At 62.8% G+C, this 10,846-nt stretch carries 7 protein-coding genes; all 7 read left to right on the top strand.

What is annotated here, in order from left to right:
- Nucleotides 1–255: 255 nt before the first annotated feature.
- The 7 genes from L8F97_RS03645 to L8F97_RS03615 all read left to right on the top strand — a co-directional run bounded on the left by L8F97_RS03645 (nt 256) and on the right by L8F97_RS03615 (nt 10,832).
- Nucleotides 256–894 (top strand): CerR family C-terminal domain-containing protein, encoded by a 639-nt coding sequence (locus L8F97_RS03645; RefSeq protein WP_242146612.1) that lies wholly within the window; start codon nt 256–258, stop codon nt 892–894.
- Entirely contained in the window at nt 891–2,117 is a 1,227-nt protein-coding gene (locus L8F97_RS03640; protein WP_242146611.1) for an HlyD family secretion protein, read from the top strand. The genes L8F97_RS03645 and L8F97_RS03640 overlap by 4 nt, the downstream gene beginning before the upstream one ends.
- A gap of 2 nt (nt 2,118–2,119) precedes the next feature.
- Nucleotides 2,120–3,721, top strand: coding sequence for a DHA2 family efflux MFS transporter permease subunit (locus tag L8F97_RS03635; RefSeq protein ID WP_242146610.1), 1,602 nt, complete (start codon nt 2,120–2,122; stop codon nt 3,719–3,721).
- Nucleotides 3,718–5,214, top strand: coding sequence for an efflux transporter outer membrane subunit (locus tag L8F97_RS03630; protein ID WP_242146609.1), 1,497 nt, complete (start codon nt 3,718–3,720; stop codon nt 5,212–5,214). Before L8F97_RS03635 ends, L8F97_RS03630 begins: the two co-directional genes overlap by 4 nt.
- Before the next feature lie 72 nt (nt 5,215–5,286).
- Complete coding sequence (gene argE / locus L8F97_RS03625; RefSeq protein WP_242146608.1) at nt 5,287–6,453, top strand: acetylornithine deacetylase; 1,167 nt, start codon at nt 5,287–5,289, stop codon at nt 6,451–6,453.
- A 599-nt stretch (nt 6,454–7,052) separates the two neighbouring features.
- Nucleotides 7,053–8,297: an EAL domain-containing protein gene (locus tag L8F97_RS03620; protein WP_242146607.1), complete on the top strand. Its 1,245-nt coding sequence runs from the start codon at nt 7,053–7,055 to the stop codon at nt 8,295–8,297.
- A 54-nt stretch (nt 8,298–8,351) separates the two neighbouring features.
- Nucleotides 8,352–10,832 (top strand): ATP-binding protein, encoded by a 2,481-nt coding sequence (locus tag L8F97_RS03615; RefSeq protein WP_242146606.1) that lies wholly within the window; start codon nt 8,352–8,354, stop codon nt 10,830–10,832.
- Nucleotides 10,833–10,846: the final 14 nt, after the last annotated feature.

The following is a 10,846-nucleotide window of genomic DNA, read 5'->3' as shown; positions in this document are numbered from 1 at the left end:
TGCCCACGCTTGGTCATCGTATCCAGTCGTCACCGGTTTGACCGTTCTCGACATGCGGAGGATTGTTCCCTTGCAGGCCGGCGCCGCAATCTAGTCCTACTGTGCCGATCTGCTGTGCTTCACTTCCCGGTTACGGAGAAGGACTCCGATAGATGAGTGCTCAACGCCGCCGGCAGTATGCCATGAGCCAGAAATCGTCTGCTGCACTGCACACAACATAATTGTATCGTTCGGTCGAACGAACTAGAAAGGTTCGTGGTTCACGATCGTCTTCTCGACATTGCGATTCGCGAGTTCGGCGAAAAGGGGCTGGACGGCGCGAGCACGCGTAGCATCGCCAGCGCCGCCGGCACTGCGATGTCGTCGATTACCTATCACTATGGTAGCAAGCAGGGCCTGTATCTCGCCGTGGCGGATTACATCGCTGAGCATATGGCGAGTGAGATGCTGCCGGTGCTCGATCTTGCGAATACCGCCCCCCTTCGTGATCCACAGGCCGCACGCGCCAAGATTCACCACATCCTGAACGCTTTCGCGCAGCGGATGATGGGACAAAAATCCGCTGCACTGTCGATGTTTATCATGCGCGAGCAGCTTCACCCCGGCGAGGCGTTCGATCGGTTGTACGAAGCGGCAATGGGTCAGGTGCTTGATTACCTCTCCGAGCTCGTAGCGGTTGCGACGGATGCGCCGGCTGACGAGCGCACGCGCCTCTTCGCCTTTCTGCTTGCCGCACAGGTGTTCTCACTTCGCTCGGCGCGTGGCGCGCTGTTACGCGTGGCCGGGCAAACCGCCACCGAGGGGCCGTTCGCGCAGTCGCTGACGAGTCTCATTTCCTTTAATACTGACGCGATGCTCGACCGGCTGCATGCCGATCGCCAGGAGACCGCATGACCGAAGATCAGGCCCCGAAGTCCGGCAATGGATCGGACGACCGCAATGACGATCAGGGCGACGAGCAGGAGTCCAACGCACCGTCGTCGGACAAGCAGCGCGACGGCGGTCAGGACAAGCAGAGCGACCAGTCTGATGACGCTGGCGATGATAAAGGCGACGACAAGCCGAAAAAGCCCTCGCTTGTTCGAAAACCGTTGTTCTGGATCATCGTGGTCGTGGTGGCTGCGATCATCGTCATCGCCGGAGTGTTATACTACCTTCACGCGCGGCAGTACGAATCAACTGACGATGCGTTCGTTGATGCACATATCGTACGGATTGCGCCCAACGTCGCCGGCACGCTGGTGCAGGTCGCGAACGTCGATAACCGACACGTCGAGCCGGGGCGGTTGTTAGCGGTGATCCAGCCCAACGGCCCCGAGGCAACGCTATCGGAGGCGCGAGCGAACGTCAGCCAAGCAACCGCGCAGGCCGAACAGTCGCGGGCGCAGGTCGTTGCGGCGCAGGCCGCCGCCGCGAAGGCCGAGGAACAGGCGCGCGGCCCACTCGCCGATGCGCAGAAGGCTGCGCAGGATCTCGGCCGCTATCAACAGCTCCAGCGGATCGACCCGCAGGCGGTTGCCGGGCAGCAACTCGATCAAGCGCGCGCCACCGCGCGCGCCACCGCGGCGAATGCCGCCGCCGCCCGTCGCGAGATCACCAGTGCGCAGGCGCAGGTAGAGGTCGCGCGTCGCCAGGTCGCGGCATCCGAGGCAGTCATCGCCGCACGTCAGGCGCAGGTGAAGCAGGCCAACGTGACGATCGGCTATCTGCGTCTCACTGCACCGGTGTCGGGGCAGGTCGTCAACCGTCAGGTCAATCTCGGCTCCTATGTGGGGCCGGGTACGCAGTTGATGGCGATCGTGCCCGACCACGTCTGGGTGACGGCCAATTTCAAGGAAACGCAGCTGCGTAACATGAAGATCGGCCAGCCGGTAGAGATCAAGGTCGATGCCTATCCGGACGTCAAGTTCCACGGTCATGTCGATTCGGTGCAGCGCGGGGCGGGGCAGGCGTTTGCGCTGTTGCCGCCACAGAATGCGACCGGCAATTACGTCAAGGTGGTGCAACGCGTTCCAGTCCGCATCGAATTCGATCGCAACGGCAAGGATGCGCCCGATCCGCGTAAATACCCGATCGGTCCCGGCATGTCGGTCATTCCCACCGTCAAGGTGCGCTGAGCATGGCGAGCGCGGCGAAACGCGCGGACGGCTGGGATCCCAGCCGTTCGGCGGCCGGGTCCTATAACCCGTGGATGATCGTGGCGCTGATCAGCATCCCGACGTTCATGGAGGTGCTCGACACATCGATCGCCAACGTGTCGCTCGACCATATCGCAGGTGGCTTGTCGATTTCGAGCGATCAGGCGACATGGGTGCTGACCAGCTACCTCGTCGCCAATGCGATCGTCATCCCGATCAGCGGCTGGCTGTCCGACGTGATCGGCCGCAAGCGCTATTTCATGATTTCGATCGCGTTGTTCACCATCTCCTCGCTGATCTGCGGGCTATCGCCCAATCTCAGCACGCTGGTGATCGCGCGCGTATTGCAGGGGATCGGTGGCGGCGGTCTTGCTCCGGTCGAACAGTCGATGCTGGCCGACACCTTTCCGCCCAGTAAACGCGGTATGGCGTTCGCCGCGTTCGCGATCGTGGTGGTGGTCGGGCCGGTGCTCGGGCCAACGCTGGGCGGCTACATCACGGAAACGTGGACATGGCATTGGGTGTTTCTCATCAACGTGCCGATCGGCATTCTGTCATTGTTCCTCGTCAATCTGTTCGTGGACGAGCCGGATACGATCAAGAAGGATCGCGACAAGCTGCTGAAACGCGGCATTCGGATTGATTATATCGGCGTGCTGCTGGTCGCGCTCGGTCTTGGTTTTCTCGAGGTCACGCTTGACCGCGGCCAGCGCGAGGATTGGTTTTCGAGCGGGTTCATCATCGCCACGGCGACGATCGCGGTGATATCGCTGATCGGTTTGGTGTTGTGGGAAACCCATACCGATGAGCCGGTCGTCGACCTGAAGCTGCTGCGCAATCGCAACTTCTCGGCGACGTTGCTGGTCATGGGACTGACAGGCATGATCCTGTTCAGTACGACACAGCTCATTCCGCAGATGCTCCAGCAGGTGATCGGCTATACGTCGTTCGATGCGGGTCTTGCCCTCACGGCCGGCGGCATCGCGACGTTGGTGATGGTGCCGGTCGCGGGGCGCCTCAGCGGAGCGGTCGATGTGCGAATGCTGCTGTTCCCCGCGTTGCTGGGGCAGGCGTTCGCGCTTTGGAACATGTCGCATCTGAGTGCGGACATCAGCTTCGCCGATGCGGCGATCGCGCGGCTGTATCAATCGATGTTCCTGCCGTTCCTGTTCGTGCCGCTGAACGCGGTCGCCTACGCGGGCCTCCCGCAGAACAAGACGGCGCAGGCGTCCAGCCTGCTTAATGTCGCGCGCAATCTCGGCGGAACGATCGGGATTTCGAGTTCGCAGTCGATGCTGGCGAACGCGATGCAGCGCCACCAGACGGAACTGGTTCAGGGGCTGAACCCGCTGAATTTCAACTACAGCGAGTGGCTCGCCAAGGCGCAAAATGCAGTCGGCAGCGTCGGCGATACCATGACGCCGCTGGCGTTGCTGTACAGTCAGGTGCAGCGGCAGGCGTCGATGCTGGCGTTCCTTGACGTGTTTCGGTCGTTGATGATTATTGTGCTGATCGTGTCCCCTGCGGTGTTTCTGATGAAGCCCAGCAAATCGGGCGGCGGCGGCGGAGGAATGGCGCATTGAAAAAGGCACGCAACCTTTCCGCACTGGCAGCGGCGCTGCTGGCCGGCGCCTGTACGGTCGGGCCGAATTACCACGCGCGCGACCTGCCGGTGCCGGCGACCTTCGCAGAACCGCAGGCTCAGATGCCGGGCGCCAGCATCGATCCGGCGCGGTGGTGGACGGGCTTTGGCGATCCGCAACTCGATACGCTGGTCGAGCGCGCGCTGGACGGTAATCCCGACATGGCGATCGCCGCTTCGCGGGTGCGGCAGGCGCGCCTTTCGGAGGTGGCGGCGCGCGGGGTCGGCCGTCCGACGATCGATGCCACCGCGAATGCCACACATATCGAGCTGAGCAAGAACAGCGGCATCTCCAGCATCGCAAAGCTGTTCTCCGGCGGATCTGGCGGAAGCGGGTCGAGCGGTGGCGGCTCGAACAGCGGCGGCGTCGCACTTCCTGGCAGCGGCATCACCACCTACGCGGTCGGCTTCGACGCGAGCTGGGAACTGGACATCTTCGGCGGCGGCCGTCGGCAGGTCGAGGGGGCGGTCGCACGGACCAGTGCCGCCGTTTGGAACCAGCGAGACGCGGCGGTGACGCTCGCCGCTGAGGTCGCGCAGGCGTATTTTTCCCTTCGGCTCGATCAGAACCAAATCGCAATCGTCACGGATGAGATCGCCCGCGAGAACCGAGCGCTGGAGATCGCCGGCCACATCGCCAAAGCCGGCCTCGTGCCGCAGAGCGACGTTACGCGGCAGCGCGGCACCTTGACTGCGCTGGAAGCACGGCTGGAGCCGCTAAAGGCCGACGTGCGCGTGCGCATCCATGCTCTTGGCATTCTGATCGGCGAAGCGCCCGCGACCCTCGACACCGAACTGGCGGTGGCGCCCGGGCTTCCACTGGGCCTGCCGGGCGTTCCAGCGGGGCTGCCGTCCGACCTGCTGCGCCGCCGCCCGGACATTCGCGCTGCCGAACGCAACCTGGCGGCAGCGACAGCGGATATCGGCGTAGCGGTTGCGGATCTCTATCCTAAATTTCAGCTGACTGGCCTCGGCGAACTGCTGTCCACCTCGCTCGGCAATCTGTTCAGCAAGGACAGCTTGCAGGCGACCGCGACCGGCGGGATCAACTTCCCGTTGCTCGATTGGGGTCGCCGCCGCGCGACAGTGTCGATCCGCAAGGAACAGGCAGAAGAGGCGTACGCGCAGTACAAGGCAACGGTGCTCGGCGCATTGCGCGACGTCGAGGACCCGCTTGCCCGGCTCGACGCCGAGCGGCGGCGCAACGCCACGTTGCGACGTGCCGTTCAGGACCAGGAGAGTACGGCACGCTCGATCGAAGCGCGTTACCGCAGCGGCTTTGTCACGCAGGATGAACTGCTGAACGCGCAGGTAAACGTGCTGTCCGCGCGTGAACAGGTCGCGGCGAGTGACATGCAGTTGCGCGAGGATACCGCGTCGCTGTTCAAGGCCATCGGCGGCGGGTGGAGCGAAACGTCGCCGGCCACGTCCTGATGCTCGCCAGAGGCGGCGTTGCTGGTGTCGTGACCTTTTGACGTGCCCGGCACAGCCGGTAAGGTACCGGCCATGGACACATCGCACATTGCCACCGCCGCGCTTGCACATCTCGAACGGCTGATCGCGTTCGACACGACTTCGCGGGATTCGAACCTCGCGTTGATCGGCTATGTCGAGGCGTTTCTCGGCGGTCATGGCGTCGCGTCGCATCGTGTGGCCAACGCGGATGGCCGTAAGGCGAACCTGTACGCGACGATCGGCCCGGCCGTACCCGGTGGTGTCGTGCTTTCCGGCCATACCGACGTGGTACCGGTCGACGGGCAGAACTGGACCAGTGACCCGTTCACGCTGACCCGGCGAGGCGATCGTATGTACGGGCGCGGCACGTGTGATATGAAAGGTTTCTTGGCGCTCGCGTTGGCGATCGTTCCCGAAGTCGCGCGCGGGCAGGTTGCGCGCCCGCTGCATCTCGCGTTTTCCTACGACGAGGAGGTCGGTTGCCTGGGTGCACCCTCGATGATCCGAGAGCTGGTGCGCGATCTACCGCCGCCGCTTGCCGTGATCGTCGGCGAGCCTACCAACATGGAGGTGGTGAGCGGCCACAAGGGTATCTCAAGCTGGCGCGTGGTCGTGCGGGGCCACGAGGCGCATTCCAGCCTGACGCATCTCGGCGTGTCGGCGAATATGGTCGCGGTGAAGCTCATGCACGCGCTCAGCGAAATTGCCGACGGATTGGAGCGGCCCGCCGATCGTAACTCGCCTTATCATCCGCCACATGCGACGCTGACGATCGGGGTGGTGAAAGGCGGCACTGCGGTAAACATACTGGCGCGCGAATGTGAATTCGTCTTCGATCTACGCACGCCGGCCGGCACGGACCCGCAGGCGATCATCGCACCGTTCGAGCTGCTGTGCGCCGCAGAGGACAAAGCGATCCGCGCCCGGTTTCCCGACGCTGGCGTGGAGATCGTGCGCCGGTCGTCGACGCCCTCGTTCGCGCTCAAGCCCGACAGCCCTGCCGAGGCGCTCGCACGACGGCTGGCGGACGATAACGGGAGCGCGCGCGTGGTGTCTTATGCGGCAGAGGCAGGTCAGTTTCAGGAAGCAGGGTTCTCGACAATTATCTGCGGCCCCGGCTCGATTGAGCAGGCGCATCAGCCGGACGAGTATCTTGAGGTTGCACAGTTCGAACGTGGATCAGCTTTCATGGCACGATTGGATGAAGCGCTGAGGTAACGGCAGGCCTCATCATGTGCATCGTAAGCAGCCTAGGTACGAATACGTATTTCGCGTAAGAGACCAAAGTAACCATTGCAGTCGCGGCGTCATCCGCGACCATCTTATCAACAGAGATCCGGCTGTGTGCTTTGATCGCGAGCTAGCCGATGTCCCGTCGGAAGGTCAGCCCGACGCGGAAACTAACGCACTGAAATATCAGCCTGTTGTTTCCGCGCCGAGTCGGGTTAAGCGATTACCAAGGGCGGATGTTGTCGCCGTAGATCAGCGCGAGAACGAAACGAAGCATGTACTTTCTCCCTATAGGCACCTCGTTGGGTGCCCCGCTTCGTTAATCCAAATTTAACGATATCTCAATCGCCTCTGCGAGATCGTTGCGAAAATGGAGGTGTTGTTTAACGCTTCGTTCAAGCCTCTCGTTCTAAGCCAATTCCATGGCCCGTGCTCTCCAAACCGAGGATCTTCCAGCCGTTTGGCGCTATTCTCATGCTGGCGTGGTGCCGATGCGGAGCGAAGCGCCGTTAAGCGGCCTTCCGATGCGTTCCGATTTGGGACATGTTCGGCAGTGGGCACGTAATGATCAATCGGGCGGACCGTCGGTGACAGTTGCGTGGCGCGTGGTCGCTCTCGCCGAGATCGCCAACTTCGCAGGTTTGCGTCGACACCTGGGACGGCTCTGCGCCGATCGCCTGTCCACGGCACTGGTTGACCGGGCGACCGGGTGTATCGCCGGGCTGCGCGCAACTGCGGTCGCACGCAGCCTCGTCGAATTCGAGCTTGGCTCGACAGATCTCGCCGCGATTGAGACGGCAGTCGAGATGTTGCGCGTTGCGTTCGAGGCACCCTTCGAGTTCGAGGGCGAGCGACACAAGCTCGAAATCACCTTTGCTGCTGCCGCGGCACCGGTGGGCAGCACGGAAGATGTGCGGCTTGTCGAGGAGGCCGAGGGCGCCCTAGAACAGGCGCGGGCAGAGTTTCGTACCGTCTTGCGCGATTTGTCCGCTGGCACGCCGGCGTTTGACCGGCTGTCGCTGATCCGCGATCTGCCCGATGCGATCGCACGTGGCGAGATGTTCCTGCAATATCAGCCTAAGGTACATGTCCGTCGCCAGGAAATCGCGAGCGCGGAGGCGTTGGTGCGCTGGCAACATCCGCGCCGCGGACTGATCTTGCCGGGTGACTTTATCACCCTCGCAGAGGAATCGCGTCAGATCGACGCGCTGACGCTCTGGACGCTGGATCGCGTCATCGCAGACCAACGCATTCTGCGCGCCGAGGATCGCGACCTGACGATCTTCATCAATATCTCCGGCCAGTTGCTGGGCGATGCCGAGTTTGTCGCCAGCGCGTGTCGCAAGGTGCGCGAGGGCGGCGCCCGGATCGGCTTCGAGATCACCGAGACAGCGGTGATCCGCGATCCGCAGAGCGCGATCGCCAACCTGCGCAAGTTTGACGAAGTTGGAATCACGATTGCGATCGACGATTATGGTGCTGGCCTCTCGTCCTTAGCGTACCTCAAGGAGTTGCCTGCGCGCGAGTTGAAGATCGACAAGATGTTCATACTCCAGCTTACCAGCAGTAACCGCGACCCGCTGATCGTGCGCTCCACCATCGATCTCGCACACGCGCTGGAGATGGAGGTTACCGCCGAGGGTGTCGAGACGCAGGCTGCGCTCGCATTGCTGACCGTGATGGGGTGTGACATGGTACAGGGATACCTGCTTAGCCGGCCGATCTCGATCGAGGCCTTCCGTGCGTTCTTGCGCGACGACAAGCTCAAGCTGGGCGGCGACGGGCGTGACTCCATGTTCAAGCGCCCCGCAAGTTTCTGGCGTACTGCCTGATCGCCATGGGTGCGTAGCGCCACCTTAACGATCCAGGGAGTAAGACGTCCGGCGATGGGCTGTAGTTCTCCATACGTGCGGCTGGCGCGCCTGCTCGCTCCGTTGTTGCTGGCGTGCGGCCTGCTGCTTGCTCCGCAAGCGTCATGGGCGTCGGCTGGCGACGACCGCTTCGATGCGCTGATCGCAACAGCCCGCGCGGCGATGCTGGTGAACCCAAGCGAAACGATCGAGACGGCGAAAGTCGCCCAACGCGCCGCGGAGACCTTGCCGGCCAACCGTCGTGCAATCGGTGTCGCCACTGCGCAATGGCTGCAGGGAGAGGCCTATCTGCGCTCGGACGACGTGACGCATGCACGTCCGCTGATCGACAGCGCCTACGCGTTGGCAACAGCAGCCGGGCCGGCGACAAAATTAACCGGTGACATTTTGTTGTCACGCGGCGGGCTGCATACAGCCACTGCACAAGTTGCCGCTGCGCTTGCCGATTACCAGCAAGCGCACAATCTGTTTCGCGACATCGGCGAGACGCGCAGTCGGGCGGTTGCGTTGTTGTACATCGCGTTGCTGTACCAGGAAGCCGGCGACTACGGTAACGCGCTACGCTATTACGATCAGGCGCGGGACGTTTACAGTGCTGATCCACAACTGCTGTTGTCGATCTTCAACAATCGCGGCAACGCCCTCAAGGAACTCGGCCGCTTTCGGGAGGCCGAGCAGCAGTTTCGCGAAGCGTTTACGCTGGCCAAGACATTACACAGCCCTGCGTTGGAAGCGCGTGTCCTGAGCAACATCGCGCGTAGCGAGCTTCGCGCCGGCAAGGTCGCCGACGCCGATCGCACAATTGCATTAGGCTTTGGCTACCAACGCGATCCGGATGCAGCCCCCGCGACCGTACAGTTCTGGGCGCTTGCTGCGCAATCCGCACTCCAGCATGGCGATGCGCGGCGTGCGGCCGCACTCATCACGCACGCGTTCGTGAACGTCGATCAGGCGCATCCAACGCTGTCGGATCGGGAGGCGCACGAAACTGCATACAAGGCATTCAAAAGCGTCGGCGACGAGAAGCAGGCGCTCGAACACCTCGAAGCGCTCAAGCGTTTCGACGACCAGACCTCTACGCTTGCCGCCTCGACCAACACCGCGCTGGCCGCCGCCCGTTTCGACTTCGCCAATCAAGAACTGCGCATAGCCAAGTTGCGCAACGAGGAACTGGCGCGCACCAACGCCTTTGAACATTCACGCGCGGAATCCCAGCAACTGATCTTCACCGGCGCAGCGATTGTCACCCTTGTTGTCATAGCCTTGCTGGCGACCAACCTGGTCGTGATCCGCCGTAGCCGCAACGATGTCTGGGCGGTCAACCTCGATCTCGCCCAAACCAACACCGCACTGGGCAAGGCGCTCGCCGCCAAGACCGAGTTCCTTGCCACTACCAGCCACGAGATCCGAACACCGCTCAACGGCATCCTGGGGATGACGCAGGTGATGCTTGCAGATCAGGCGATTGCCGGCACGTTGCGGGATCGCATCGGCATCGTACACAGCGCGGGCGTGACGATGCGCGCACTCGTCGACGACATTCTCGACGTTGCCAAGATGGAGACCGGCAACCTTTCACTCGAGCAGGCGCCGTTCGACCTCGCCGCCATGCTACAGGAGGTGAGCCAGATGTGGCAGGAGCAGACGCGCGCAAAAGGACTGGTCTTCGCGCTCGACCTGAACACGTCGCCGCGCTGCATTGAAGGCGATGTGACGCGGCTGCGGCAGATCGTGTTCAACCTCCTGTCGAATGCGATCAAGTTCACCGAGCGTGGCACGATCAGGCTCGCGGTGACCACCGCGACCGCCGTCGACGGGGAGCGCGTGCGGATCGCGATCAGCGATAGCGGCATCGGGATCCCGGCGGACAAGTTCGACCTGATTTTCGAGTCCTTCCGACAGGTCGATGCGGGAACCACGCGTCGCTTCGGCGGCACCGGTCTCGGTCTGTCGATCTGCCGCAATCTCGCGGGTGCGATGGGCGGCGACGTGACGGTCACCAGTGTAGCGGGCGAGGGGTCTACCTTCACCATCGACCTGCCGCTGGTGCATGCCACCACCCCCGACACCCTGCCGGTGGAGCCGTTGACGCGTGGATTGCTGATCGTAGACCGCAATCCCATTACGCGGGCGATGTTGCGCACTGTGCTCGCGCCGCACGCCGGCACGGTGACGTTTGCAAGCAGCGTAGCGGAGGCCGTAGCGCAAATCGACGCTGGCGGGGTCTCGCAGGTGCTGATCGACGACGCAACGATCAAGGCCGGCGAGGATGTAACGACCGCGCTGGGCCAAATTGCGAACTCCGCCCGGTCTTCGGGCGCGGGCAGCACTTTGTTGTGGGCTATACCCGAAATGGGTGACTATAGTCGCGCCGAGCAAGCTGGCATCGACCGGCTGGTCGCGAAGCCGGTTGCCGGCACGCGGCTGGCAGACATGATGTACGGCGGAAATCTGCGAGACGAGTCGACAAGCAGGCTTGTAACGCAAGCGGTATGATCCGATAATGAGCA

The sequence above is a fragment of the Sphingomonas sp. BAUL-RG-20F-R05-02 genome (genome assembly GCF_022662305.1).
Taxonomy (GTDB): Bacteria; Pseudomonadota; Alphaproteobacteria; order Sphingomonadales; family Sphingomonadaceae; genus Sphingomonas.
Note: the sequence above shows the minus strand (reverse complement) of the source record. Positions and strands in the feature narration are given on the sequence as shown.

Bases quoted from the DNA above. Each gene is read 5' to 3' on its own strand.
- L8F97_RS03640 (WP_242146611.1), top strand. From the start codon at position 891: ATGACCGAAGATCAGGCCCCGAAGTCCGGCAATGGATCGGACGACCGC.
- L8F97_RS03635 (WP_242146610.1), top strand. From the start codon at position 2,120: ATGGCGAGCGCGGCGAAACGCGCGGACGGCTGGGATCCCAGCCGTTCG.
- argE (WP_242146608.1), top strand. From the start codon at position 5,287: ATGGACACATCGCACATTGCCACCGCCGCGCTTGCACATCTCGAACGG.
- L8F97_RS03615 (WP_242146606.1), top strand. From the start codon at position 8,352: ATGGGCTGTAGTTCTCCATACGTGCGGCTGGCGCGCCTGCTCGCTCCG.